General features: G+C 55.3%; 21 protein-coding genes. 13 read left to right on the forward strand and 8 right to left on the reverse strand.

Going from position 1 to position 26,234, the window contains the following annotated elements:
- The first annotated feature begins 30 nt into the window (after positions 1-30).
- From B3527_RS03845 to B3527_RS03880, 8 genes are all read left to right on the forward strand, one after another.
- Entirely contained in the window at positions 31-2,202 is a 2,172-nt protein-coding gene (locus B3527_RS03845) for an ABC transporter permease subunit (protein WP_290481996.1), read from the forward strand.
- 14 nt (positions 2,203-2,216) lie between these two features.
- Positions 2,217-3,464 carry a cystathionine beta-lyase gene (gene metC, locus B3527_RS03850; protein ID WP_290479248.1) on the forward strand — a complete coding sequence of 416 codons (1,248 nt, stop codon included), beginning with the start codon at positions 2,217-2,219 and terminating at the stop codon, positions 3,462-3,464.
- A 2-nt stretch (positions 3,465-3,466) separates the two neighbouring features.
- On the forward strand, positions 3,467-4,246 hold the full coding sequence (locus B3527_RS03855; RefSeq protein WP_349677870.1) for an amino acid ABC transporter ATP-binding protein: 780 nt from the start codon (positions 3,467-3,469) through the stop codon (positions 4,244-4,246).
- A 322-nt stretch (positions 4,247-4,568) separates the two neighbouring features.
- On the forward strand, positions 4,569-7,076 hold the full coding sequence (locus B3527_RS03860) for a TonB-dependent receptor plug domain-containing protein (protein ID WP_290479250.1): 2,508 nt from the start codon (positions 4,569-4,571) through the stop codon (positions 7,074-7,076).
- Between the two features lie 93 nt (positions 7,077-7,169).
- Positions 7,170-7,661, forward strand: coding sequence for a RidA family protein (locus B3527_RS03865; protein WP_290479251.1), 492 nt, complete (start codon positions 7,170-7,172; stop codon positions 7,659-7,661).
- 84 nt (positions 7,662-7,745) lie between these two features.
- Entirely contained in the window at positions 7,746-8,105 is a 360-nt protein-coding gene (locus B3527_RS03870; protein WP_290479252.1) for a copper resistance CopC family protein, read from the forward strand.
- Between the two features lie 9 nt (positions 8,106-8,114).
- Complete coding sequence (locus B3527_RS03875) at positions 8,115-8,942, forward strand: CopD family protein (protein ID WP_290479253.1); 828 nt, start codon at positions 8,115-8,117, stop codon at positions 8,940-8,942.
- A gap of 19 nt (positions 8,943-8,961) precedes the next feature.
- Positions 8,962-9,468 (forward strand): YcnI family protein, encoded by a 507-nt coding sequence (locus B3527_RS03880; protein ID WP_290479254.1) that lies wholly within the window; start codon positions 8,962-8,964, stop codon positions 9,466-9,468.
- A gap of 98 nt (positions 9,469-9,566) precedes the next feature.
- Here B3527_RS03880 and B3527_RS03885 read toward each other — a convergent pair whose 3' ends face one another.
- The 5 genes from B3527_RS03885 to B3527_RS03905 all read right to left on the reverse strand — a co-directional run bounded on the left by B3527_RS03885 (position 9,567) and on the right by B3527_RS03905 (position 16,384).
- Entirely contained in the window at positions 9,567-10,094 is a 528-nt protein-coding gene (locus tag B3527_RS03885) for an EF-hand domain-containing protein (protein ID WP_290479255.1), read from the reverse strand.
- A 148-nt stretch (positions 10,095-10,242) separates the two neighbouring features.
- On the reverse strand, positions 10,243-11,103 hold the full coding sequence (locus B3527_RS03890) for a ribose-phosphate pyrophosphokinase (protein ID WP_290479256.1): 861 nt from the start codon (positions 11,101-11,103) through the stop codon (positions 10,243-10,245).
- Positions 11,104-11,106: 3 nt separating this feature from the next.
- The gene (locus B3527_RS03895; protein WP_290479257.1) at positions 11,107-12,627 is read right to left on the reverse strand and encodes a thymidine phosphorylase family protein; all 1,521 of its coding nucleotides are present in this window, start codon (positions 12,625-12,627) and stop codon (positions 11,107-11,109) included.
- Entirely contained in the window at positions 12,624-14,000 is a 1,377-nt protein-coding gene (locus tag B3527_RS03900; RefSeq protein WP_290479258.1) for an MBL fold metallo-hydrolase, read from the reverse strand. Before B3527_RS03900 ends, B3527_RS03895 begins: the two co-directional genes overlap by 4 nt.
- A complete protein-coding gene (locus tag B3527_RS03905; RefSeq protein WP_112062114.1) occupies positions 13,997-16,384 on the reverse strand; it encodes a xylulose 5-phosphate 3-epimerase in 2,388 nt (795 codons plus the stop codon). Before B3527_RS03905 ends, B3527_RS03900 begins: the two co-directional genes overlap by 4 nt.
- A gap of 265 nt (positions 16,385-16,649) precedes the next feature.
- On the opposite strand from B3527_RS03905, the gene B3527_RS03910 reads away from it, so the two are divergent.
- Positions 16,650-17,858 (forward strand): hypothetical protein, encoded by a 1,209-nt coding sequence (locus B3527_RS03910; protein WP_233346268.1) that lies wholly within the window; start codon positions 16,650-16,652, stop codon positions 17,856-17,858.
- Between the two features lie 158 nt (positions 17,859-18,016).
- Here B3527_RS03910 and B3527_RS03915 read toward each other — a convergent pair whose 3' ends face one another.
- On the reverse strand, positions 18,017-18,661 hold the full coding sequence (locus B3527_RS03915) for a cation diffusion facilitator family transporter (RefSeq protein ID WP_290479259.1): 645 nt from the start codon (positions 18,659-18,661) through the stop codon (positions 18,017-18,019).
- The gene (locus tag B3527_RS03920) at positions 18,654-19,268 is read right to left on the reverse strand and encodes a methyltransferase family protein (protein WP_290481995.1); all 615 of its coding nucleotides are present in this window, start codon (positions 19,266-19,268) and stop codon (positions 18,654-18,656) included. The genes B3527_RS03915 and B3527_RS03920 overlap by 8 nt, the downstream gene beginning before the upstream one ends.
- Before the next feature lie 81 nt (positions 19,269-19,349).
- On the opposite strand from B3527_RS03920, the gene B3527_RS03925 reads away from it, so the two are divergent.
- The gene (locus B3527_RS03925; RefSeq protein ID WP_290479261.1) at positions 19,350-19,790 is read left to right on the forward strand and encodes a MerR family transcriptional regulator; all 441 of its coding nucleotides are present in this window, start codon (positions 19,350-19,352) and stop codon (positions 19,788-19,790) included.
- A 117-nt stretch (positions 19,791-19,907) separates the two neighbouring features.
- Here the strand turns inward: B3527_RS03925 and B3527_RS03930 are convergent, their stop codons facing one another.
- A complete protein-coding gene (locus tag B3527_RS03930; protein WP_290479262.1) occupies positions 19,908-20,135 on the reverse strand; it encodes a hypothetical protein in 228 nt (75 codons plus the stop codon).
- Between the two features lie 194 nt (positions 20,136-20,329).
- On the opposite strand from B3527_RS03930, the gene B3527_RS03935 reads away from it, so the two are divergent.
- Genes B3527_RS03935 through B3527_RS03945 form a run of 3 tightly spaced genes read left to right on the forward strand, consistent with a single transcriptional unit; the run spans position 20,330 to position 25,986 of the window.
- Positions 20,330-21,616 carry a TolC family protein gene (locus B3527_RS03935; protein WP_290479263.1) on the forward strand — a complete coding sequence of 429 codons (1,287 nt, stop codon included), beginning with the start codon at positions 20,330-20,332 and terminating at the stop codon, positions 21,614-21,616.
- Positions 21,613-22,851 carry an efflux RND transporter periplasmic adaptor subunit gene (locus tag B3527_RS03940; RefSeq protein ID WP_290479264.1) on the forward strand — a complete coding sequence of 413 codons (1,239 nt, stop codon included), beginning with the start codon at positions 21,613-21,615 and terminating at the stop codon, positions 22,849-22,851. Before B3527_RS03935 ends, B3527_RS03940 begins: the two co-directional genes overlap by 4 nt.
- A gap of 12 nt (positions 22,852-22,863) precedes the next feature.
- On the forward strand, positions 22,864-25,986 hold the full coding sequence (locus tag B3527_RS03945) for an efflux RND transporter permease subunit (protein WP_290479265.1): 3,123 nt from the start codon (positions 22,864-22,866) through the stop codon (positions 25,984-25,986).
- Positions 25,987-26,234: the final 248 nt, after the last annotated feature.

Below are 26,234 nucleotides of genomic sequence, written 5' to 3' on the forward strand. Positions count from 1 at the left end.
ATATATCAAATTGTTCTCTTGGGTTGTTTCTTGGCTCTGTTTGGATTGCTGATATCCAACGTTCAAGTCAACTTGGAAGACAGAAACATAAACACAGGCTTTGCGTTTTTGTCCGACCCCGCTGGATTCAGTATCGGCGAAAGTGCAATTAGAGTTTTCTCTACAGATCCCTATTGGCGGGTGATTCTAGCTGGGGTTTTGAACACGCTCAAAGTCGCGGTAATTGCCATCTTCCTATCTTCTATTCTCGGTGTGATTATTGGTGTCTCACGCTTATCGCCGACATGGGTTATTGCGCGCTCCGCAGCATTTTATGTTGAAATCTTCCGCAATATTCCACTCCTGCTGCAGTTAGTATTTTGGTACGCCATATTAACTCATGCGCTTCCCATTCATCAAGAGGCATGGAATCCCCTTCCAGGGGTGTACATTAGCAATCGAGGGTTGTTCTTGCCAGCGTTGTCCGGGTGGCTTGTGCTTCCGGCTGCGCTTTTATCCATGGTGGTCGTCAATTGGTTGGTTAAAAGGATTTTTCGCAAGTGGGAAATCTCAAATGGACGCTTGCGCGAGCGCATTATTGGTTGGCTAGCGTCAAGCGCCGCAGCCGCAGCTGTCATTTTTTGGATTGGTGGCGGTCTAAGTGTGGATGTCCCGTATCCCGAACGATTTAACCTCACTGGAGGATTGGAGTTATCGGCGGAATATCTCGCGCTACTATTAGCGCTCACACTCTACACCGCAGCTTATATCGGGGAGATTGTTCGAGCCGGAATATTATCAGTTCCGAAAGGTCAAAAAGAGGCAGCCAGTGCTCTAGGGCTCTCGCGATGGAGTATTTCCCGTAAGATCGTTCTTCCTCAGGCGTTGAGAGTTGTAATACCCCCAACCACAAGTTGGCATATCAATACAATCAAAAACAGTTCTCTGGCGATTGCTATAGGGTATCCAGATCTCGTTTCTATAACTGACACCACAATAAATCAAACAGGTCAGGCGATAGAGGGAGTGGCCATAATAATGTCGGTTTATCTGACGATTAGCCTTAGCCTTTCTGCAATTCTGAATTGGTATAATAGACGGGTTTCGAAGCAAGCACTTATTACTACCGGTGGAGGCTTTGCGCAGTTGCCGGACCAAGTGAACTGGTCGTCTTGGATTGACGTGCGGGCGTGGTTCAAGAGAAACCTCTTTCGAGACAGAGCGACTACGTTTGCAACCCTAGGGGTTGGTCTTTTGAGTGCGTGGCTTCTCAGTCTGATCATTCAGTGGGCGATTTTGGGTAGTGTGGTTAGCGGCGGTCCTGAGGACTGTCGTGCGGCATCTGGGGCCTGCTGGGCGTTTGTGGTTGAAAAACACCGGTTCATCTTGTTCGGCACCTATCCGGAGTCGGCACTTTGGCGCCCCGTGACGTCTATTGTGTTGTTTGCGGTCATTGCCGTTGCTTCCTTTTATCGCCGACTTTGGGGGCCGTCATTGCTCTTCGCTTGGATCGCGGTCATTTTTGGGATGGTTTTTTTAATGTTTGGGGGGCTCGTTCCAGGGATGACATTCATCCCGACAGGGAGTTGGGGTGGCCTTCCTGTGACTCTGATCCTCGCTAGCGTTGCAATCATTGCCGGGTTTCCGCTCGCAGTGCTCTTGGCGCTTGGGAGGACATCATCTTTACCAATCATCCGAATGCTGTGTGTAGGATATATTGAGCTAATTCGAGGCGTCCCTCTGATTAGTATTCTGTTTATGGCGGCAATTCTTTTCCCACTTTTTTTGCCGCCATCAATAACCATCGATAATCTTTTGCGGGTGCAAATCGGACTTACGCTATTTACCGCTGCATATATGGCTGAGGTCATTCGGGGTGGTTTACAAGCGGTGGCGAAAGGGCAGTACGACGCAGCGGCCGCGCTTGGCCTTGGGTACTGGAATCGGATGTCTCTAGTTGTTTTGCCGCAAGCGCTCCGAGTGAGTTTTCCTGGCATGGTAAATACATTTATCAGCGAGATTAAGAATACAACGCTAGTCGTGATAGTGGGCGTTTTTGATATCCTTAACGCAACTAAGGCGTCGTTGACGGACGTAGAATGGCGACCATTTTTTATTGAAGCTTACGTGTTCACTGGCGCGATCTTTTTTGTGCTTTGCTTCTTCATTACGCGCTTAAGCAAGAAGGTCGAAGATGCCACACAACCGTCTAGCGTTAACTGAGGGAGGTGCGTCGAATGGATGAACCGGAAAGAAATAGGTTGAATACATCAACCGAAGAGTCGCGACCGCAAAGCGGCGTCGAAAGTAAAGTCCTACAACCCGCTACATTAGTGGCGCGCGCAGGACTGGGGCCATCTGAACAAGATGGCATGCTAAATACTGCCGTCTATCGTGCGTCGACCATCGTTTACCCTACGGTGCAATCCTACAAGGATCGCCATGATGGATTCTATGACGACGTTGTTTATGGGCTTTATGGAACAAAAACGACTTATGCCTTGGCGCGTGCGGTGCAGGCGCTTGAGGGAGCCAACTCAACCTTGATTGTTTCTTCGGGAACTGCAGCGAACGCGATTTCGATGTCTACATTCGTCGAATCTGGTGATCATCTTTTGGTCGCGGATTGCGTTTATGGCACGACGCGAAAGTTCGCCGATACTGTTTTGACGCGGTTCGGTGTCGAGGTTAGCTACTTCGATCCGGGCGTTGGAGCGGATATAAGAGACGAAATTCGACCCAACACGCGCGCAATTTTTATCGAGGCGCCCGGATCCCAACTGTTCGAAATGATCGACGTTCCTGCTATAGTGGAGGTGGCCCGGAAGGCCGGTGTGATTACGCTCATGGACAATACATGGGCGTCTCCTCTGCATTTCCGTCCACTCGATGTTGGCATAGACGTGTCGATTCAAGCCGGAACCAAATATCTTTCAGGCCATTCCGATGTAATGCTCGGAACGATTAGTGCCTCTAAGCGCGAGCACTATGAGTTACTCAAGGACATGGCCGGACGTATGGGAAACTGCGCTGGGCCGGATGAGTGTTATCTTGTTCATCGCGGTCTCAGGACCTTGGACGTCAGGATGGATCGTCATGTAAGAAATGCAGCGATATTGGTAGATTGGTTGTTAGCGCAGCCCGAGGTTTCTAAAGTGCTTTATCCCGCATTAGAAGTCGATCCTGGGTACGCTTTGTGGAAGCGGGATTTTAAGGGCGCGTCAGGCTTATTCGGTGTTCGTATGCGCGGAATGTCGCGAGCCGCTGAAGATGCATTCTTCAACCATTTGAATTTGTTCAAGATGGGATCGAGTTGGGGGGGGTATGAAAGCCTTATTGTCCCCGCATGGCCCCTACCTCAGAGGAGCCGGCGATCTCTTGATAAAAATGAAAGCCTGCTACGTGTGCATGCGGGGCTAGAAGATCCTGCTGACCTAATAGATGACTTGAACGCAGCATTTGTACGCATGAGGCGAGCGGTATGACGATGGCGAGATTAGAATCCGAAAACCACAAGACGACCGAAAAACCTAAAGATGAGGCTATCAAGATTGAAAAAATCGACAAATGGTATGGTGAGTTTCAAGTGCTTAAGGACCTTTCGCTCACGGTAAGTGCCGGAGAACGGATTGTTATCTGTGGTCCATCTGGGTCTGGGAAATCGACGCTCATTCGTTGTGTGAATCGCTTAGAGACGTTCGATCGTGGGCGGATTATCGTGAACGGCGTCGAGCTAGCCGAAAACGAGAAGGCGATTCGAGAGATCAGGGCCGAAGTTGGCATGGTGTTTCAGAACTTTAACCTGTTTCCCCATATGACAGTGCTACAAAACTGCACACTGGGACCGATGCGCGTAAACGGAGAAGCGCGAGCGGATGCAGAACGTCATGCGCTCGATTATCTTTCTCGTGTCAAAATTGTAGATCAGGCCAACAAGTATCCAGGTGAATTGTCTGGAGGTCAGCAACAGCGCGCAGCTATTGCGAGAGCGCTATGCATGCAGCCAAAAATTATGTTGTTTGATGAGCCCACGTCAGCACTTGATCCTGAGATGATCAAGGAAGTTCTTGAGGTTATGGTGAGCTTGGCAGAAGATGGTATGACAATGTTATGTGTGACGCATGAAATGGGATTTGCTCGGCAGGTAGCTCATCGCATCATCTTTATGGATGAGGGACGGATCGTTGAAGACGCTTCGCCAGAGGTTTTTTTCACCAAATCGACAAATCCGCGAACGCGGGCGTTTCTGGGACAAATTCTCAATTAGTCAAAACCACCTATGTTGATCACGAGCTGCCTCCAGGGGGAGCGCTGCTCTGACTTAACGCCATCGTGTCCCACAATAATGGGTTTATGACACCAATTCTTGATGCCGTCATTGGGAGTTATGTCGCCATGTCTTGGGTCATAACAGTGGCGTATAACTTTCGCACATAATTCGATTTGACGACATGGGTCGTTCCCCGCCATCGTTTTCGAGTGGTGTAATATCAGCGCCGTGAATTCGAGGGCCGGAGTTTCGTTATTGGCGAATTTCTGAGGCCACGTGCTTGGATCAACATTCGGCGTTACCTTTATGGAGGGGTATAATGCAAAAGCGAAAATGGCTTGTCAAAAACGCACTTCAATCGACGGCTCTGACAACAACAATCTGTCTAATGGCACCGTATTCTGGATCTGCTATGGCGCAGGAAGCGGACATCGAGGAAAGTTCGGCGCGCTCCATGGAGACTGTCGTCGTTACTGGAACTCGACGTGCAGACAGGTCTGCGGCGGACTCGCTCATTCCGATTGACGTGATTAGCGGTGAAGAGCTTGCAAAAAATGGCGCGTCCGATTTTACGGATATATTGCGGACTCAAGTGGTCTCGCTAAACGTTCAAAGGTTCGTGACCAATGATGGTGCCGTATTCCAGCGACCGTTCACGCTTCGAGGCTTAGCACCTGATCAGACTTTGCTACTGGTCAATGGAAAACGCAGACATCGTGCAGCGACCATTCAGTTTAGCCGACTACCTCTTACCCTTGGTGCCCAGGGCCCAGATCTTGGAACCATCCCGTCTAACGCGATACGGCAATTAGAAGTCCTTCGAGATGGGGCCTCGGCTCAATATGGATCTGACGCTATTGCGGGTGTTGTCAATTTGGAGCTCGCTGAAGACAGTGACGGGTTCACTCTATCGACACGATATGGGCAGTTTTTTGCTGGCGATGGCAATGACCTTCAGGTTCAGGCTAATCTAGGCCTGCCCCTCGGGCCGGATGGCTTCTTTCATGTTGCAGGCGAATATCAGACTTCTGATACAACTTCTCGAGGGGCGCAACGCCTGGATGCGCAAGCGTTGATCGATGCTGGTAATTCCGATGTCGCAAACCCCGCGCAGCGTTGGGGTAATCCAGACGCTGAAGCTTTTAGGTCATTTTTTAATGCCGGTATTGAGCTTGATGAATCCACGGAGGTTTATCTATTTGGCAATCTGGCTTGGTCGGACAGCGTGACAGGCTTCTTTTATCGGAACCCGGAAACACGGACCAACGTTTTTGCAAGTGTCCCTTTGACCGACTCCCCTGGCGGCGATCGGTTTAGCTTTACAGAAGTTTTCCCAGGCGGGTTTTCGCCGGCCTTTGGCGCTGAGAGTTGGGATTGGAGCCTTGCAGCCGGCGTGAGAGGAAGCATTTGGGGCGATGTCGGATACGATTTAAGCGTTTATCACGGTGAGAATGAGGTCGATTACAATATTTCTAACACTGTTAACCCCTCACTAGGGCCAGCATCGCCCACGGCCTTTGATCCCGGTACCTTGGAACAGCGAGAAACCACGGTTAATCTCGATTTTGTGGTTCCTGTAGAGGTGGGTCTTGTAGCCCCCCTTAATGTTGCTTGGGGCGCGGAATACCATGACGAAGCGTATCAGGTCACGACCGGTGATCCTGCCTCGTACGAGATCGGTCCGTTTGCCGCATATATTGACCCCGATACCGGACTTCCAGGGCAGGCCTTACAGGTCGGTTCCAATGGTTTTCCTGGGTTCAGCCCGCAAGAGTCCGGAGAGTTCGATCGCTGGAATTATGCTCTCTACGCAGATGTTGAGGCTGATCTGACTGATCGATTAAGTGGGGGTGTAGCCATTCGATTTGAAGACTTCAGCGATTTCGGAACAACTTTCAACTGGAAGGTGGCCGGACGTTATGAAATTGTCGATGGTTTAGCCGTTCGAGGGTCGGCGAATACGGGATTTCGTGCCCCAACGCCTGGTCAGGCAAATGTCTCTCAAACGTCGACTAACATCAATCTTGACACAGGAGCGGTGATATCCAGCGGAATCATTCCGCCAACCAATCCTGTTGCTCAGTTCTTCGGTGCCCAGCCATTGGATGTGGAGGAGTCTTTCAACTATGCCGCAGGAGTGGTCTTTGATGGACTAGGGGATTTGTCGATCACCATTGACTATTTTAATATCGAGCTTGAAGACCGAATTAGCGTGTCTGGAGATATTCCAATTTCCGATACGGAGCGTCAGGCATTAATCGATGCTGGAATTAATGCCGGAGGTTCTTTTGAAGAGATTCGGTTCTTCACAAATGCATTTGATACCGAAACAGAAGGCGTCGATGTGGTCGCGACTTATCCAATTGCGTTCGCTAACGGATCGCGCCTTGATTTGATGGCATCATTGAATTGGACGCAAACTGAAGTCACTGAGGTCCGGAATCCGACTGCAATTAACCGGGAACGCACTCTGGAGATTGAAGATTTTGTGCCGAATACACGCGGTTTGTTGCAGGCAAACTATCAACGGGGGCCCTTGTCGGCGCTTGTTCGCGCCAACTACTACGGAGAGTGGACAGACTACGGTAGCAATGCGGACGGTTCTGGAGATCAGACATTTGGTGAGGAAGTGCTCGTGGACCTCGAGGTTTCATATGATGCGCGCGAGAATTTGACCCTCAGCATTGGTGCAGAAAATGTCTTTGACGAGTTTCCGGACCGCGACGTGCGGCAAGGCAATATCAACAGTGGTATAATCTACCCAAGATTTGCACCGACAGGTTTTAACGGCGGTTTTTGGTACGTTAAAGCGACAGCTTCATTCTAAATTGGTTGATATTTGATAAGCCTGCGCAGCCCTTAGACTTATCGTCTGCGCAGGCGATCTCTTTCTCTATAAATTGGTGGATTACCAATAACTATGATCGACATCGAGCAGCGACTTCGTGAACTCCAAATAGACTTGCCGGTGCCGGCCACCGGTGTGGCGTCGTATCTGCCGTATGTTGAGGATAGTGGTCTCGTCTTTGTTTCGGGACAACTCCCGTTTAGGAGCGGGGAAGTTGCGATCACGGGGCGACTCGGTGCGGACCTTGACATTGAACAAGGGCAACTGGCCGCTAGACTTTGCGCGATCAATGTTCTCGCCCAGCTAAAACAAGCGTGCAAAGGAGACTTGAACAGGATTGATCGTATCGTTCGACTTGGCGGCTTTGTAGCTTCCATCGAAACATTTACTGCGCAGTCTGTCGTTATGAATGCGGCATCCGACTTAATGGTGGCGGTCTTTGGTGATCGTGGGACGCACGCGCGAGCGGCCATAGCTACGCCGGTCCTTCCGCTCAACGCTGCCGTTGAAGTGGATGCTGTAGTTCGTGTTCGGCCGCCATTCACGACAGATCCAAAACAGTAGATTGGGTCGTAAAAATCTCATCGTGGGACGAGGGGAATTTGATGCTCCCGCGTACAAGAAATGAACAGTGAGGAGAAGAGACATATGAGTGTTTTAATTAGAGGTCTGGCATTTGCGGGCTTGGGAGTCGTTCTGGCCGTTGCGCCCGCTCTGGCTCACACAACCATTGAGACCGCGAATATCGAAGATGGTGCGACGTTAACGGATGCGCCTCCTGCATTTGAGTTCAGCTTTGGCAGCGCCGTTGGTCTCGCAGGCCTTGAACTTGAAACCGTGGCCGGTGAAGCGTTGACGATCAGCTTCGATCCTCCGCGTGGCATGCAGAAGGATTTTTCAGTGGCTCTCCCACCGCTGGATACCGACGCTTACGTTTTGAAGTGGCGCGCGGTCGCAAAAGATGGGCACGTCATGAAAGGTGAAGTGTCGTTCACCATCATTGACTAAGCGCTTTGAATGCTGACGCTTCTCGTCTTCCTGTCGAAGGTCGGACTTTACGTCACCGCGCTTATGGGTCTTGGCGCGGCGCTACATAGCGCTGCGGCAATCGTCACGCCTCGGCGATGGTTGGTCATCCTTGGCCTTGGCCTGATCATCGCCGTCTCTCTCCGGCTCGCTCTTTTGAATGCACAACTGGCGGGCGGTTTGAGTGCAGCCTTCTCGCCGGACACCTTTAGCTGGATCTGGCCCGCCAATCGCTCCCAGGCGATGGCGTTCTTGGCTGGCGGGGGCCTGATCGCGGCCTCAAGCTTAGCGCCTCTGAAATATCTTAAGCTGCCTGCCGCCCTCCTTATCGCCGCCGGTTTTGGGCTCGGCGGACATACCCAAGGGCTTGATACGCCGGGCCTGGCACCATGGTTTGTTGGTGTACATGCGCTGATAGCTGGTTTCTGGATCGTCGCGCCGTTTACGCTTTGGCCCCATGCCAGTTTAGATGCCGATCTCGTCCATGCGCGAATGGAGCGTTTCAGCAAAATTGCGCTCTGGTGTGTCCCGCTATTATTCGTTTCTGGTATATGGTTGGCCCTCCGACTGGCTGGATCTCTTGAAGCGATACTGTCCAGTTCGTATGGGCAGTTGCTGCTTGCAAAACTTCTGCTCGCCACTCTGGCGCTTGCGATTGGCGCCTGGAATAAATTGCGGATCACGCAGCTATTGAAGAACGATGCGCCAAGCGGCGTAGCGAGTCTTAAGCGCTCGCTTGGCGCTGACATTCTTGTTTTTGCGGGTATTCTCTTGGTCATAAGTGCGGCGACAACTCTGACTGGACCCGGCGCGGTATAATCAGCTTAAGGAGCTTTTTGTGAAGCACTTTTTCAAATTGGGGATCGCCGCATTATCCATCGCCAGTTCGGCGCACGCCCATGTGGTTTTCAACGAGACCGAAGCTGCGGCGGGTGCGTTTCACACGGCTCAATTGCGCGTGATGCACGGCTGTGACGGCGAGCCGACCAATCGCGTTACTGTTATCATTCCGGAAGGGGTCACGCGGGTGACCCCAAGGGCCATATCAGGGTGGACTGTCGAAGTATCGATGGTCACTTTGGATAAACCGATCCTGTTACATGGGTTTGAAGTGACAGACGTCGTTGGTTCCGTGACCTGGTCGGGCGGAACATTCCCAGATTATGCCTATGAACAGTTTGAGATCCGAATGATGCTGCCCGACACTCCAGGCGAGCGTCTCGATTTCCCAGTTCATCAAGGCTGCGAAACCGGCGAATTAAACTGGGACGATATCGCCGGTGACGGCAAGGATCCTTGGGCGCTGAAAGAGCCAGCGCCGTTTATTCTCCTTGGGACCAATTAAAGGTCGGGTCGGCGTGCCCGTTTCCCGTTTGGTTTGGCTCGGACAACGCGACTTAGACAATATGGAGCCTTGTCTTCCTGCCCAGAAGCACGCCCATACTACATGCCGCGATTGTGCTGCTGCAGTTCCTGAAAAGTGAGATACCCATCATCATCGGCGTCTGCTTCCAGAAAGACGTGCTCGGTGAATGCGTCATGCTCGCTAGGGGTCACAACACCGTCGCCGTCGCTGTCCATGAGTTGGAAACGTGATTTCTTGCGCAGGTCGGCCTGCTCACGCATTTTTGCCCGGCGCGCATGATGGCCGGCGCCATAGGGGCCTGGTCCGAGCTGCGCGCCTTGAAAATCCTCAAGCGTCAGACTGTCGCCATCGGCATCCATCAGCGCGAAATTCGCGCTGTGCCAGGCATCAAACTCTGCGCGGCTGAGTAAACTGTTACCGTCAAGATCGTATTCTTGCATCCTGCTGCGTAGGCCAAGGTGTAGTCGAACGCCGTCGCGCTCTGTCATGTGTGCCGCTGGTTCTTTTTCCTGCTGAGGGTTTGGGGTTTCAGCTGCGGCCATGCTCGTCAGGAGTAACGAGGTGGTGAGCAAGGTTGAGATAAGACGTGTAGCTTTGTGTTTCATGACACACTCCATGAAGGCCTGACCGTGACACGGTCAGGCGTTTTGTTCCAAAGCCAGTTTGTTTGATAAAGCATGGCGACCCTGCCGGTTTGATTTCTATCAAAAAGACCGTTGGGACCGGTCAAACTGCGCGCCCTCATTGCAGCGCCTAGCCGACCAGCAAGGGCGTGATCGAAATCTCATTTGAGGCATGTTGGACCGCATTGGTCGATACGACACGTGTCGAGACAGACTTAAGGTCCTCATAGGCATTGCCGGCAAAGAGCGGATGGACGATCACGCAGACCGGTTTTGCAAAACCAGCGGTCTTAAAGTGGCGGGCTGCTTCCATCATGGTTCGCCCGGAAGAGGCAATGTCGTCGACAAGAACGGGTTGATGGCCGGTCCAGTTTTTAAGGCCAGGCGCTGTCACTTCTACATTGCGGTCGCCATGGCGGACTTTGGAGAGCACAAGATGCGGGGCGCTCGCCCGGTCGGCCACGTCGGACACCCATTGCTCGCTCTCCGCGTCCGGGCCAATGATGAGCGGCTTGTCGACATGGGCCTTGATCCAATCGGACAGTGCCGGGGCGGCGTGCACAACCTTTGTATTGATTGAAAAAACGTCATTGAGATCGTGGATGCGGTGCAAATGCGGATCGACAGTGACAACTCTGTCAAACGCACCTGAGAGCAATCTGGCAAAGTGTCCTGATGACACAGACTCGCCGTCTGAAAATCTCTTATCCTGACGCATATAGGCAAGGTAGGGCGCAATCAGCCCAACCGACGTGGCGCCAAGCTCGCGCGCTGTATAAGCGGCAAAAAGAAGTCCTGGCAATTGCGGGTCAGGCCGGGCGAGCGTGCAAACCAGTTCGACTGCTTTTCCAGAGACATCTGAGGTTAGGCGCACATAGGTCTCTTCGTCCGGGAATCTGCGGTGTTCAAGGGTGCCAAGTTCAGAACTTGTGATTTTGGCAAGCTCGGAAGCCATAGCTTCATTACCGGGAAGCGGAATGTAAATCGTCATGGGTCAACCCTCAATGGTGAAGAGGCCGGCATTGGCGTGAGCGTAGCTCATGGCGTAGTCGATCTCGCCAGATGCCTCTGCGTGGATGGTGAGAAGCGGCTCCCCGATCGTGATTTGTTCGCCCAGGCGCTTGTGAACGGTCAGACCAGCGGCCGGGCGTTCGGGAGCACCAGCAAGTTTTGCGAGCCTGGAGAGCTTTCGATTATCGATTGCTTTCAAGACCCCTGACCGAATTGCCGCGACGGGCGCAGTTTGCGCTGCGCGCGGTGGTTCGCGCAAACCGCCTTGAGCGGCGCATATGGCCTGAAACTTCGACCAGGCAGATCCATTGTCGAGCGCGTCCTGAGCCATGGCCACTCCGGTATCCGGTTTGGCACGGCCAGCAAGTTCAAGGGCGGCGCCAGCAAGCGTCAGCGCCCGTTCGCGAAGATCTGGCGGCGCGCTTTTGCTTCTTTGCAAGACCCTGAGCACGTCCCAGGCTTCGAGCGCCGGTCCGATGCCGCGCCCGACGGGTTGGAGCCCGTCGCTGACCACGCAATGGGTCTTGAGGCCAAACCCACGTGCAACGATCGTCATGTGCTGGGCAAGGGCGCGGGCACCGGCAGCACTACGCAGTTTAGCGGTTGGTCCGACGGGCAAGTCGAGCACCACATGGCTCGCGCCGGCGGCGATCTTCTTTGACAAGACTGACGCGATCAGCTGACCTTCGGCGTCGATGTCGAGGGCCCGTTCAATGCGGATGAGAATATCATCGGCCGGGCTGAGCTGGACCGCGCCGCCCCAGGCAAGGCATCCACCTTCCGTTTCAACAACCCGCCTGATGTCTGGCAGTGACAGATCGACCTGAGTGAGCGTCTCCATCGTATCTGCGGTTCCAGCGGGCGATGTGATGGCGCGCGAGGAGGTCTTTGGGATCGTCAAACCCAGGCTGGCCAAGATCGCAACAACAATCGGCGTCGTGCGATTTCCGGGTAGGCCGCCCACGCAGTGTTTGTCGATGACCATGTCGGTATTCCAGTCGAGTTGCTCTCCAACGTTCACCATGGCGCCGGTCAGCGAGGTGATTTCGTCTATGTCGAGGCTCAGCGTGGAACAGGCTGAGATAAAGGCGGCCAGATGAATATCAGAATACAATCCGGCGGCGATATCAGTCACGATCCGGTCAAATCCATCGCTTGCCAGCCGTTTGCCGGTCATCCGTTGACGCACATCAGAGAGAGACGGAAGTGTCGGAGCATGGCTGACTTTAAGATCTGCGCCGGGCTCGGCGCCAAGCCGGCTCCAAGCCGCTTCAGAAAGACCAGCCTCGCTAAGGGCCAGCCAGTCATCGTCGATCTGGTGCAGGGTCGCGACCACGTCCCGCCCGTCGCAACTGATCAGCACACGCGCGCGCGACGTCAGTCCTTCTGAACGGCACACCGGGCAGTCGGTCCGCATCAGAACGATCGCTTCGTCCTGAGCATGCCATTTCAGGCGTCGCGCGGACAGGGTCGTGGCGGCGTGGGGTTGATTATCATGCGTCATTCGTCGCCGCCTCCAAGCTCATAGGCCTTCTCGATGGCAACAACATCAGTGCGCCAGCCGAGCTCATCCTGCATTCGCGTGCTTAGCGCCTCTGATGCATCGGGTTCGCCGTGAACAATAAATGCTTTTGCCGGACGCTTTTCAAAGCCGCCAAGCCAGGAGATCAGCTCGTCGGCATCCGCATGGGCTGACAAAGCTGGCAGGCTGGCGATCTCGGCGCCGATATGAACGTCGTGGCCGAACATTTTGACCTTGCTTGCGCCCTTGAGAATCTTGTCTCCGCGCGTGCCACCGGCCTGATATCCAGCAAACAGGATCGTGTTTTTCCGGTCTCCACCAAATGCCTGAATATGGTGCAAAACGCGGCCGCCTGTGATCATACCGCTCGCTGCGATCACAACCTTTGGCATCAGATCATTGGTAATGGCTTTTGAAGCGTCGACGTCACGCGCATAAGTCGCAATCGCGCAAGTCTCTTCACAAACCTGCCGCGCAAATCTGTGATCATCGAGGTGTGCGCAGAGAAGTTCAGTTGCGTTTATCGCCATTGGGCTGTCGAGATAGATCGCGACATTCTCGAGCCGGCCCGCTTTCTTGAGCATCCAGATATGGTAGACAATGAGTTGAGCGCGCCCGACCGCAAAGGCTGGAATGACCACTGTCCCGCCGCGTCTGGCGGTGCGTGCAATCACGTCACCCAGCTGTTCCATGGGATCGAGCTTCGGATGAGTGCGATCTCCATAGGTCGACTCTATGACGACGTAATCGGCATTTTGCACCGGCTCAGGGTCAAACATGAAAGGGTCGTCATAGCGGCCAAGGTCACCAGAAAAGATAATGGTTTTGCCGCCCCAACGGACTTCAACGGTCGATGCCCCAAGAATATGCCCAGCGCGGCGTAAATAGATATCGGCCCCAATCGCGAGATGAACGTCCTGGTGAAAGTCGATTGGGGTGAGCTGCTCAATCGCCGCTTCGGCATCGGCGATCGTATAAAGTGGTTGAGCAGGTTTGTGGCGCGTGTAGCGAAGGCGGTTGGCCCGCTCGGCGTCTCGCTCTGAAATATACGCGCTGTCGCGCAGCAGGATTTCGCAAAGATCCTTGGTCGCGCTCGAGCAATAAACGGGACCGCGATAACCTTCTCTGACCAGTTTTGGTAGATAACCACTATGATCAATGTGGGCGTGCGTGAGGACAATGGCATCGATGGATTTTGGATCAATCGGGAAGGGCGCCCAGTTGCGCTGGCGCAACGCCTTATATCCCTGGAACAGACCACAATCGATCAGTATACGCCGACCTTCATATTCAAGAAGATGGCGTGAGCCGGTTACGGTTCCAGCGCCGCCAAGACTGGTCAGGGTGAGGGTCATGATGCGTGCTCCCGGCGCAGAACAGGTTTTGAGCGCTCGAGAGCGGATGGGTCGCCTTGCCCGTCAATGGCGCACCGTTCCTCCTCCGATAGAAGATCGAGAGGTTTATTCGGAAGCAGCGCCATGGCGGCATCGACAGTATGAGCCCAGGTGCAGCGATTGGCGAACAGCATGCCTGCGACATCAAATGTTCCGCCGCGAGAAATGTAGCCGAGCGCGCGCAATTGTTCCGGCCCGCCATCCAGGCGTCTCAGCACACCCGTCATCGGTTCGGGCCGCGTATGCGTTAGTAGCACTCTTGCCAGCCCGCGCGGGAAAAGGGCTTCAAGCCTGTCTTCGCTCGCTGTGAAAGCCTGCTCCATTGCGTCGCGTCCCATGCGGAACCTGCCCGGTTCAAGGATCAAGGTGACACAGCATGGCACGCCGCGTTCAGTGAGACGCTGGAATGCGGCGAGGGCTTCGTGCGCCTGATAAGCGCCGATCGCGACCAATTGAATGTCGGCTGTCATGATATCACCGGCGATATGAAGCGCTCCATTTTCCAGCGCGTGTTCGGCTTCCTCTTCGGATAGAAGGTTTGGGACATCTCGCTTCGGTGTCACCAGGCAGGCGATTTCGCCGCGCCCACGATAGATGTTGCGCAGCGCTTCAGCAGCGCTGGCCGCGTCCACCGGGAAGATCACCCGAGCGGTCTCCGACATTTCTCCGAGCAGCGCTTCGGGCAGTGTCGGGTCCTGGTGGGATTGTTCATTCTTGGCATTTTCCCAAGTATGCGATGTTGCAATAAGCGGAACACTGATCCAGCCCGGAATCTGACCGAGTTCTTTCTGGCGACGTGCGAAGATAATCTCCTGGCGCAACGCGCCGAGCATCTTCATGGCGAAGGCCTCGTAGCTCACTGCGAGATTCAGCCCGCCCTTATTGCCAAGGGCTGCTGCAATCACAGCCTCTTCATTCAGCGCCGTGATGACGCGGCCATTTATGGATTCAGGCGTGCCGGGCTCAGGCGCATTGACCCGATGCTTGAGCATCTCGAGTGTCAGCGGCATGTGGTTGCTGCGAAGCTCGTCAGGGTTTGCAACACGGACTCGCAAGTGCGGATTTGCGCGCACAATTTCGGTGAAACACTGATCGATCGCGTCCATTGCGCAATTTAGGCCGGGGGTGCCGAGCGAACGCGCGTCCGACCTAGGCAATACGGGATCAGATACCTTGCGAACGGCGAGGGCGTTCTGGCTTTCCAGCACGCGGTTTTGCATTTTATGGACGCTTAGCGTCCGGACCGCATCCTCAAGCATGTCAGGCGGTGTGTGGAGCGCTTGTACGCCGTCGTTAAAGAGCGCGCGTGCGCCCTTATTGGTATGCGGACTTCCGTCTAGTGGGAGATTGTGGGCGCTATTTCCGCCAGCTCCTGGAAACCCAAAACCCTTGATGCAGGGCGCGATCAGATAAGGCAGCCGCGCGGGGTAGGGGCCGTCTGCATCGCTCAGTTTTGAAAGCCGGGCTTCCGCCTCCAATATGCCCCATGCATAAGAGAGGGGATCATGGCCATCGACAATGATCGGGTCGAACCCGCTTAAGGTCAAATGCTTGACCAACCAATCAAGTCCGCCTTCCTGACTGATTTCGGTACGCTGTTCGATCCGCCGGCCATTCAGCACCATCACAGGCACGGCGAAACCACTATCGCTGGCGCGCCACCAGCGCGGCGCCCAATCGGATCCGCGCTGCTCTTCGAATGCGCCGTCGCTCAGAAAGGCGACAAGGCGCTCGCCCGGCAATGGCATGTGGATATATTGAAGGCTGGTGAATCCAAGATACCCGCCTTCCGACAACCCGCCAGCTGTATTCGGATTGACGTGGCTACCGAGCGGCACGCCGGGGCGGCCATCGGGGGTGATCGCATAGCCGTAAAAGTCGTTGACGAGCCGGGAAAGGCCTACTTCACTGCGATCATAGCGTCCTTGCTGCGCGGCTGAGACATCGCCTGTGAGCGCGTTGATGGCTTCAATTGCAGCGACGCAATGACCCTGCCCAAGGGTCCAGGCACGGGTATGGCCGCTCAACGCATTGGCGGCGAGATAGCCTGCAAATGCGATCGCCATGTTGAGCGACCCGCCCATATGGCCTTCTGGCGAGGGTTTGAAATCCTCCGCCTTCAGGGGTGCGCCAGACAGGTCGACGCGGCGTGCATATGACATGTGCGCGATGAGCCACATTGCCGCATTCGCCAGTCTGTCCGTCGCCGAGAACACGTCTGCAGCCTCGGTTTGTGTGAGCGCCAAAAGCCCGCGGTCGGCGTTCTGCAAGATACTCTGAAGTCGCTGCTTCGTCTCGGTATTATGGACGATCACACCATATCCGCTGGTCCATTGTTCTGTCATGATCGTCGATATCCCCCTGCCAGTTCGCGCATCAAAAATCAGGTGAGCAGTCTTGATACGGCGCGTGGCGGGCAAACCCTCACGATCAGATTTGCGTGGATTCAGGCCGGCTTTCGCGGTCCAGAAACGCTGCCTATAAGCAGGAGAAAGGCGATGAGTGTGATGGTTCAATCTCGCCCAGAAAGGGGTATTGATGCGGTGCGATAAAACCTGCGAACTGCCTGGCGCAAGTGATTTGATTGCTCTTAATAGGTCCTGCTTTTGCATGACGCTTGGTCGGGCCGATCTAGATGAAGCGATCTTGGCTCATGCTGGCAATGATGAGCTTTCGGTGCTTCTGGCTGCGCGGCCAAATCTATTTGCAGCCACGGCCGTTTTTGTATCACCATCGGACCTGCGGGCGATGCAGGCGCAAGTGTCTGCGATTGAAGCGGTTGCATCCCTCGCGTCTTATCATGACGTCGCCCTGGCACGCTCAAATGATATTATTTTTAGCGCTCAGACCGGCGCGCGCGGTCTATTCATGGGATACGATTTTCATATCTCTGAAGACGGACCTAAACTCATTGAGATAAATACAAATGCTGGTGGAGCCTTCCTGGTCAGCGAGCTCCAGCGCGCCACGGCAAAACAAGCTGAGGCTTGCGGAGATGCGCGTCTCGCGGATTCGGACGCAATCGATGCAGGCATTGTTGAAAGCTTTATCTCTGAGTGGCAGGCAACGGGACGGGAGGGCCGTCCGGGCAGGTTGGCTATTCTCGACCAGGACGCATCTGAGCAGTATCTTTATCCGGACATGCTGCTCGCGAAAGACTTGTTGGCCCGCAACGGCATCGAAACCCTGATCCTTAACCCCGAGGCGCTCACCTATGAGAACGGCGTCGTTGCGCACGGTGGAAGAGCTATCGACATGGTCTATAACCGGCTAACGGATTTTGATCTGTCCGAGCCAGGTCATGCACAGCTGCGCGCCGCGCTCCTCGACGAGGCGGTGGTTATCAGTCCGGCACCGCGCCACCACGCGCTCTATGCCAACAAACGAAATCTCATTTGGCTCAGCGATCCAGATTGGCTTAAGTCGTTCGGTGCGGATGACGCAGACCGACAGGTGCTTGCGGCGATCCCCGATACGCGGCACGTCACCGAAGACGTCGCTGATGAGCTTTGGGCTGCGCGGCGAGGATACTTCTTTAAACCCGCTGCGGGTTTTGGCAGCCGAGCTGCTTATCGTGGTGACAAACTGACGAAACGCGTCTGGTCGGCAATCCTGGAGGGAGACTATATTGCTCAAGCCCTGGTCCCGCCGACGGTGCGCGCCGTAACTGTCGACCAAGAGCCGGTTGCACTGAAGTATGACGTTCGGCTTTACACTTATGCCGGGAAAACACTGTTGTTGGCTGCGCGCGTTTATCAGGGGCAGACGACCAACTTTCGAACGAGCGGCGGCGGATTCGCGCCGGTGTATCAGTTTTGATGGTCTGGCATTGCCGGTTGTTTTTCCGGTTAAACTGGGAAGCCGTTTAAAATGCCTTGAGGTGGATACTGGTACGCCAACCAAGTCAGCGCTAAGCCCGCGCGAACTGACGCTCGATTAAGACCTCATGTCATCGCCAACGTTGCTTACCGGACGAGTTAGGACGGTTCTGCGTCTTCTTTGGTTTTTATGGGGTTCAGATCGCGTCGAGCCTGGATTAGAATACCCCATGCCGAATGAAGAAAAATACCGGCGACGATCAAGGCCACGATCAAATCTGGCCAGGGCGCGCCGGTAAACGCCACCAAACCTGCTGCGATCAAGACGGCGACATTTCCGATCGCATCGTTGCGCGAGAACAGCCAGACCGCTCTCACATTGGCGTCGCCATCCCGATAAGGAAGGAGCGGCAAGATCGCGATAATGTTGACGATGAGTGCGCCGAGCGCAAAGACGCCCATCGCAAAAGGTTCGACGGCGCTCTGATCAAGTATTCTGGAAATTGTCTCATATAGAATCCAAATCGCCATCGCGCTGAGAAACAATCCCTGTATGGCCGCGGCCCGGGCGCGCCACGCTAGCGACCAGCCGATCGCTAGGATCGCAATGAAGGTGATTGATCCGTCACCCAGAAAATCGAGCGCGTCCGCTTTGAGCGCCTGTGAGTTTGAGAGATAACCGCCGAAGAGTTCAACGACGCCATAACCCACGTTGAGCGCAACCACGATCCAGAGCGCGCGGCGGTAACCGGGTGACTTCTCGATCAGTTCTTCATCCGCGCTGCAACCGCAATCATCAGCCATCCGTAAGCTCCCTCTTAAGGTCTTCAGACGCATCGACGTGAAAATAGCGCGCAACGCGCTGGCAATAGATCGTGTAGTCTGCGCCAAAGTGACGTTTCAAATGAGGTTCTTCGACGATCGTGATATAGCCGTGGACCAGAAGCGCGAATATAAAAGCAAAACCGAATGCCAGCAGCGATCCGCTTGCTATCGCCGCACCGACAAACATGAGCCAATAGCCAAGATACTGAGGGTTCCGCGAGCGCCTGTAGATGCCATGCTCAATTAGTTCGTTTTCCTTCAGGCCATAAACCCGCGCCTGATCCCCATAGGCTTTGCGACCAAGATAGATCACATGGGCGCCAAGGGCTGTGATCGTACCACCCGGGAAAAGCGACCAGAGCGTCGGACCGTAGCCCGAACCGCGGTCCAGCCATGCGATTGCGAACGTCGCTAGAGCATGACCATGCATAGCAAGACCGGTCCAGATCGCCACGGGCCAGGACACACGACCCAGTCTTGCAAAATCCCGTTTCACCAAAAGCGCCATTGGCAAGGTCAGGACCGCATTGGCGATCATGATTGTCACCAGCGCATTTATTAAACCCAATGTCTCGAGCATCGGCATCGCCCTTTCCAAATCCGTCAGTCTTGTTTATCCTCTACAGTCTACAGTGACTGTAGAGGCAAGAAAGAAAGTGACGCCCCAATGAAACCGATGACGATTGGCCGTTTATCCAAAGCTGCTGGCGTAAAAGTCACGACCATTCGCTATTATGAGTCCATTGGCTTGATGGGAGAGCCGGACCGCAGCGACAGCGGCCAAAGACTTTATGGTGATGATGCCGTTCAACGCCTGTCTTTCATTCGTCATGGGCGCGAATTGGGATTTCCAATGAACGCAATCCGGGAACTAATCGCACTACAAGCGGACCCGGGCGAAGATTGCTCAGTCGTCGAAGCGATTGCCGAAGATCAACTCCAAAATGTTCGCAGGCGGCTTAAACAACTCAGAGCATTGGAGCGCGAACTCAAACGCATGGTCACGGGCTGTGGTGGCGGTAAGGTTGAAACCTGTCAGATTATGGCGGCCCTTAACAATCACGACGCCTGTCTCAGCAAAGCTCACGAACGGGTTCAGCCAATCTAAAAAACCGTGCTTGACTCTACAGTCGCTATAGACGCTACAAACACTCTCATGAGACATGCCATCAAGATAAGCCGGGCCTCCGCGCCTTAACCAATCCGAGAAGAAGTCCTAGTACACTCATCGATCATGACGCTTTCGCCCTTCCTTTCTGCCGTTCGGCTCGTATCCGCGACGCTTGTCGCTTGCGCGTTCTTGATTGCGCCGATGGCGGAGGCCGAGCACGTCCAAACTCAGACTGTTAAGACCTGCGATATCGAACATGTCGCTGAGGAAAGTGACGAAGGCGGCGCCGATCATAGCGAACACGACCATCACGCCCACAATTGCGGTCCATGTCTTACCCACCTTCTTCGCAGAGACACGGTTTCGAGCTATTTCGCCCAAACTAACATGCTGTCGATCCGGCCACCTTTGAGCGAAGATTTTGCGTCCCTGTCGCCCGGAAGCCTCTACCGACCTCCCCGAGCCTGAACCGCTCCAAACCGGCGTGCTGCATTGGGCGGCGCGCGATTTCTGGATCAGCTTGAGGACTTTTTTCGATGTCATTGTATTTGAGGGGCGGATTTGCCGCCCTGGCGCTCTCCGCGATTGCTGCGGGCGCTGATGCCGCGCCCTGTAATAGCGGGCCGGTCGCATCATCACAGATAATACCTGGAGAGCCGTTGTCGCTTCCAGTCGCTTTGGCGGAACTTCGCCGGGTCTCACCCGCCATTCGCGCCGCCGGCCTGGAAGCCCGCGCGCTAAGTGCAGAAGCCGATCAGGCGGGACGGTGGCTTAATCCGAGCCTGTCGCTTGAACTGGAAAATTTTTCCGGAAGCGGACCGCTGTCTGGCTTTGACCAGACAGAATCAACTTTCGCGATCGAGCAGACGTTCCGCCTTGGTGGGAAACGCACTCTGAGCGAGCGCGCTGCAAGGGCGCGACAAGCTCTTGCCAGTGCTGAGTGCGCTGTCATCCTGCGGGAGGCAGAACTTGAAGCGGCACTCCTTTTTGCTGAACTCGTCGCGGCCACCCAATTGCGAGCGCTTTCGGAGGATAGCGCTGACCTTGCCGATGATCTTGCGGCAACGGTTGAGCGACGGGTGGATGCAGGGTCGGCCGCGCCGCCGGAACTGGCGCGAGCGCGGGCAGATGCGGCGGCGCTGCGCGCGAGTGTGGCAACCGCTGAAGCGAATGTAGACCGGCTGCGATACTCACTTGCTCTGCTATGGGGCAGCGCTGATCCGATTTTTGCTTCTCCAAAAAGGGCCGCCTCACAGGCTATGCCCGCCGCTGATACCGCTAGTCTGTCGCACCCAGCGCTCGATTCTGCAGACGCTGCTGTTCGTGCGCGGGATGCGGAGCGGGATCTGGCGAGAAGCGTCGCCATACCGGATGTCACACTCTCTGCTGGATTTCGGCGCTTTGAAGAAACGGGCGATGAGGCATTTGTGGCGGGCGTAAGCGTACCTTTGCCGCTTTTTGATCGCGGTCGAGATGCGGCGCGCGCTGTCTCGATCCGTGGCGAGATTGCTTCGCTGAACAGAGCAGCGACGGAGCAACGTCTTCTGGCCCAACAACGTTCGGCGGTTGCATCGCGCCGTGCAGCGCAAACACGGCTCGACATTTTGACGAGTGACGCATTGCCAGCAGCCGAGGAAGCTTATGAGGCGGCCTTACGCGGCTATCAGGTCGGCCGTTTTGATCTCACCACGACACTTAACGCGCGTGCGGTCCTTCTAGAAGCCGGGTTCGCCGTAATCGATGCGGATCTCGCTCTACAAAGTGAAGATCTGCGTTTGCGCGCCTTAATCGGCGCTGCCCCGTTTAATGGAGATATTCGATGACACCCAGACCATACATATTAGCGGTCTTTCTATCCGCCTTCGCGCTTGGTGCTTGTGGAAACGACAATGACCAGAACCCGGCACGGGCAAATGCTGCCAGCGTCGATCAGGAAAGAACGGGCGGAGATCAAGACCACGATGATCATGGCGATGCGGAAAGTTCAGACCATGTCGAACTCTCTCCTGCCGAAGCAGCAGATGCTGGGATCCTCGTGTTGCGTGCGCAGCGCGCTCCAATGCAACAGTCGGTTATGCTGCCAGCTGAGCTTCGCTTCGATGCTGATCGAGTCGCGACCGCCTCACCGAAAGTGAGCGGACGTATTATCCGCGTTTCGGCCACTGAAGGTGACATAGTCACGCGAGGCGCGACGCTGGCTGTCCTGTCCAGCCGCGAACTCGCTGATTTGAAGGCGGAGTATTTGACGGCCACCTCGGCTAAGGACCTCGCCCGACAGGCTTTGACCCGCGAAGAAACGCTGTTTGCTGACCGCATTACCTCTGAAGCAGATTTGCAGGCGGCGCGCGCTGAACTTGCAGCGGCCAGAGCAAACCTAAGCGGCATTGAGAACAAGCTCCATGCCGTGGGCGTGTCGCACAAAGAACTTGAAGCAATCTCCGATGCACCAGACGGCACTTTAGCCAATGCACGCGTGAACGCGCCAATAGGCGGCGTGATTGCAAGGCGCACAGCCACTCTTGGCGCAACAGTCTCTGCCGACGATCCCAGCGCGCCGGCTTTGTTCACAATCGTCGATGCCAGTGTCTTATGGGCTGATATCGCTGTGTATAAACAGAGCACCGGATCGGTCCGGCAAGGAGCGGGGGTCATTCTCAAATCCGAGACCGGTGTGGCCTTGGCGGAAGGTGAGATTGCCACTGTGCTGCCTTCGATTGATGAAACGTCTCGCACGGCAACGGCCCGGATGATTGTCGACAATTCTGACGATCGCATGCGACCTGGTCAATTCGTGATCGCAGAAATCGTGACTGGTACTGGAGACCTTCGCCTGCTGGTTCCATCGGCTGCCGTGATAACCATAGAAGGCCGCGCCAGCGTGTTTGTCCCGACCGACGATGGGTTCGAGCCGCGCGCCGTCTCCACCGGAGCCGAAGTTGAAGGGCAAGTTGAAATCCTGTCGGGCCTTAGTGAAGGCGAACAATACGTGTCTGACGGCGCGTTCACTCTGAAGGCTCAGCTCGAAAAAGACGCCTTTGGCGACGATCACGACCACTAGGAGGACGGACACATGCAAAACCTTATGCACCGCCTCGCTGGAGGCAGACTACTTGCGGCAATCGCTGCCCTCGTGCTGACCATTGGAGGCCTATTCGCGTTCCGCGCTCTACCCGTTGATGCGTTTCCAGATCCATCGCCATCGCTTGTTCAGGTCTTTACCGAGACTGAAGGCCTCTCGCCGGAAGAAGTTGAGCGCTATGTCACCTTTCCGGTCGAGACCGCGATGTCCGGCCTGCCGAATATCGAAGAAATCAGGTCCGTTTCCAATTTCGGCCTGTCCATTGTGAACATCTACTTCGAAGATGGCACGGATGTGTATTTCGCACGCCAGGTCGTTGGTGAACGCCTGTCCGAGGCGAGCGACGGAATACCGGAAGGCTTCGGCACGCCGAAGATGGGACCGATCTCATCAGGTCTCGGCATCATTATGTATTTTCGTCTGGTGGATGAGACCGGCGATTATAACCTGACTGAACTTCGTGAAATCGCCGACTGGATGATCAAGTATCCGCTCCAGTCGGTTGAGGGCGTTACAGAAGTGCTCGCGCTGGGCGGCTTTGAAAAGCAGTATCAGGTTCGTCTCAATCCCGATCTCCTGATCGCCTATGACCTGCAGGTCGCTGATGTGATCGGTGCGCTACAAAGCGCCAACCGCACCACGGGCGCCCAATTCATCGAAGTCGGCGCGGAGCAGTACACAGTTCGCGGCGTCGGGCTTGCCCGTTCGATTTCCGACCTCTCCGAGACGCCGGTTAAGACTGTCGATGGGCGTACTGTTCGTGTGAGTGACCTCGGAACTGTTGAGCTTGGCGGCGGCGCCCGACAAGGGCTGGCGACCGCCAATGGCGAAGGCGAAACCGTCGCTGGGCTTGTGCTTAAACTTTACGGTACAAATACATCCGACGTCATCGAACGTGCCCATAGCCGCTTTGAGGAGATCAACGCGTCCTTGCCGGACGGTGTTCGCGCGGTGCCATATTATGACCAGGGCACTTTGGTTGAACGCGCCGCTGCGACAGTGACAACCGCACTTTGGCAAGGCGCGCTTCTCGTTGCTGTCGTCGTGTTCATATTCCTGGGTGGCTGGCGGCCAAGTCTGGTCGTCGTGATGTCGATCCCGTTTTCCGTCGGCTTCGCTTTTATCGCGATGAGCGTACTCGGGATTAGTGCGAATCTGATGTCGCTCGGCGGCGTTGCAATCGCCATCGGCATGATGGTCGATGGCGCGATTGTGATTGCTGAGAATGTCGACCGCGGATTCCGAGAAAGGCGCAACGGTGAAGCCGACCGCGATGTCGTCGCCCGATCGACGGCAGAAGTGATTGCACCTCTGATTGCGGCGGTTGCGGTTGTTATCATTGTGTTCTTGCCGCTTTTTTCTCTGCAAGGTGTTGAGGGCAAAACTTTCCGGCCGCTCGCGGCCTCTGCTGCACTCGCTATGACAGGGTCGCTGATCTACGCGGCGCTTGTCGCACCGGCAATGGCCTTTGGTCTGATCACTCCACCCAAGCGTAGCTCTTCGGGTGACGGCATGATTGCAGGTTTCGTAAAACCCTTAGCTGCGATCTTTGTCAGAATGCGGCTCGCTGCGGTGGCGCTGGCGCTCGGCCTTCTGCTCATTGGAGGTTTGGCGGGCTCGCGGCTTGGATCGGAATTCACCCCGGCTCTGGAAGAAGGGGATATTCTGCTTCGCGTCTCAATGGCCCCCTCAATATCGCTTTCTGAGGGGCGTGAAACGTCAACGCGTGTTGAGCGTCGCCTTTTGGAGACGTTTCCTGAAATTGAGTCTGTCGTGAGCCGAATTGGTCGCGGTGAAGTTGGCGCTCATGCCGATCCAGTTAACAGCATCGAGGCCTTTGTCGCATTGAAGTCGCGCTCGCAGTGGAGGTCTGGCGTGGGCCCACACGAATTGCGTGCTGAAATTTCAGAGAATCTGGAGTCCTTTCCCGGCATCCGCGTGAACATTGGCCAGCCCATTGCCATGTCCGTCGATGAGCTTCTGACGGGCACAAAGGCGCAGCTGGCCGTAAAAATCTTCGGCCCGGATACGGATTTATTACTGAAGGGTTCGCAGGACCTGCAATCAATCCTTCAAGACGTGCCTGGCGCCAGCGATGTACAGGCCGACCAGATCACCGGTGCGCCGCAGCTTGTTGTATCTGTCGATCGAACAGCGTTGGGCCGCTACGGCCTCACCGTTGAAGACGCGCTCGATACGTTGCGTGCCGCGGTTGGCGGCGCCGAGGCCGGAGCGCTTTTCGAAGGCGTGCGGCAATTCCCTGTCGTGGTGCGGTTTCAGGAAGATCGACGTGACGATGCGGACGCCATCGGCCGTCTAATCCTGAAGAGTGAAAGCGGTGCGCAGATTCCGCTTTCCAGCGTCGCCTCAATCGGCGACGTGATCGGCCCACGTCAGATTACGCGCGAGAATGGCGAGCGCTTCATTACCGTGCAGCTAAACGTACGTGGACGCGATATCGGATCCTTCGTCGCCGACGCTCAGATTGCCACGGAGTCCGCTCTCGAACTGCCGCCTGGATACCGCGTGGAGTGGGGTGGCCAATTCGAGTTACAACAGCAGGCTAATGCCCGCTTCGCTGTGGTTATTCCGATTACGCTTGGGATAGTTTTACTGATCCTGCTTCTGGCCTTCGGACGTCTCAAATCTGCGATCCTGATCCTGTTGAACATTCCGCTTGCCTTGACCGGGGGAGCCTTAGCCCTCTGGTTGACAGGCCTGCCTGTGTCGGTTCCTGCCACAGTGGGCTTTATCGCATTGTTCGGAATTGCGCTTGGCAACGGTATGGTGCTGGTCAGCTTCATGGACGACTTTGCGCGCCAGGGCCGCGACTGCGACGCTCTCGCCATCGAAGCGGCGGGCCTTCGAGCCCGGCCGGTTCTGATGACCGCGCTGACGACTGCATTGGGGCTTGCGCCACTTCTATTCGCCACGGGCGTGGGCGCGGAAGTTCAGCGCCCGCTTGCGACTGTGGTTATGGGCGGGCTTGTCTCTTCGACAGTCCTGACCTTGCTCGTGTTGCCAGCCCTGCACCGTTGGTTCGCGCCTAAGCCAGACAGCCATCACTCACTCTTGGAAACGCAGCACCAGGCCGGCACGGCTCCGGTAGAGTGACTTTCAGCGCCCCAGAGGTTCCGTCCTCTGGGGTGCAACTTTCTTTGAAGTTGGACATGAGTGCCTTTCGAGAAAACGGTCATGATCACACTGGAGATCATTCGCTGAACCAACAAGGCGACGGCAAAGTCGACGAAGTAACTTTAAACAGTCGCACGAGCAAGATCGGCTGCCTGCCAGAAATTGGCGGCGCACACCGAGTAGCGCTTTGGATTTCGGATTTTGAATTATGGTAATTAAGGCCCGCA

Source organism: Hyphomonas sp. UBA4505 (assembly GCF_002388685.1).
GTDB lineage: Bacteria > Pseudomonadota > Alphaproteobacteria > Caulobacterales > Hyphomonadaceae > Hyphomonas.

Bases quoted from the DNA above. Each gene is read 5' to 3' on its own strand.
- metC (WP_290479248.1), top strand. From the start codon at position 2,217: ATGGATGAACCGGAAAGAAATAGGTTGAATACATCAACCGAAGAGTCG.
- B3527_RS03855 (WP_349677870.1), top strand. From the start codon at position 3,467: ATGGCGAGATTAGAATCCGAAAACCACAAGACGACCGAAAAACCTAAA.
- B3527_RS03860 (WP_290479250.1), top strand. From the start codon at position 4,569: ATGCAAAAGCGAAAATGGCTTGTCAAAAACGCACTTCAATCGACGGCT.
- B3527_RS03865 (WP_290479251.1), top strand. From the start codon at position 7,170: ATGATCGACATCGAGCAGCGACTTCGTGAACTCCAAATAGACTTGCCG.
- B3527_RS03870 (WP_290479252.1), top strand. From the start codon at position 7,746: ATGAGTGTTTTAATTAGAGGTCTGGCATTTGCGGGCTTGGGAGTCGTT.
- B3527_RS03875 (WP_290479253.1), top strand. From the start codon at position 8,115: ATGCTGACGCTTCTCGTCTTCCTGTCGAAGGTCGGACTTTACGTCACC.
- B3527_RS03885 (WP_290479255.1), bottom strand. From the start codon at position 10,094: ATGAAACACAAAGCTACACGTCTTATCTCAACCTTGCTCACCACCTCG.
- B3527_RS03890 (WP_290479256.1), bottom strand. From the start codon at position 11,103: ATGACGATTTACATTCCGCTTCCCGGTAATGAAGCTATGGCTTCCGAG.
- B3527_RS03895 (WP_290479257.1), bottom strand. From the start codon at position 12,627: ATGACGCATGATAATCAACCCCACGCCGCCACGACCCTGTCCGCGCGA.
- B3527_RS03900 (WP_290479258.1), bottom strand. From the start codon at position 14,000: ATGACCCTCACCCTGACCAGTCTTGGCGGCGCTGGAACCGTAACCGGC.
- B3527_RS03905 (WP_112062114.1), bottom strand. From the start codon at position 16,384: ATGACAGAACAATGGACCAGCGGATATGGTGTGATCGTCCATAATACC.
- B3527_RS03910 (WP_233346268.1), top strand. From the start codon at position 16,650: ATGACGCTTGGTCGGGCCGATCTAGATGAAGCGATCTTGGCTCATGCT.
- B3527_RS03915 (WP_290479259.1), bottom strand. From the start codon at position 18,661: ATGGCTGATGATTGCGGTTGCAGCGCGGATGAAGAACTGATCGAGAAG.
- B3527_RS03920 (WP_290481995.1), bottom strand. From the start codon at position 19,268: ATGCCGATGCTCGAGACATTGGGTTTAATAAATGCGCTGGTGACAATC.
- B3527_RS03925 (WP_290479261.1), top strand. From the start codon at position 19,350: ATGAAACCGATGACGATTGGCCGTTTATCCAAAGCTGCTGGCGTAAAA.
- B3527_RS03935 (WP_290479263.1), top strand. From the start codon at position 20,330: ATGTCATTGTATTTGAGGGGCGGATTTGCCGCCCTGGCGCTCTCCGCG.
- B3527_RS03940 (WP_290479264.1), top strand. From the start codon at position 21,613: ATGACACCCAGACCATACATATTAGCGGTCTTTCTATCCGCCTTCGCG.
- B3527_RS03945 (WP_290479265.1), top strand. From the start codon at position 22,864: ATGCAAAACCTTATGCACCGCCTCGCTGGAGGCAGACTACTTGCGGCA.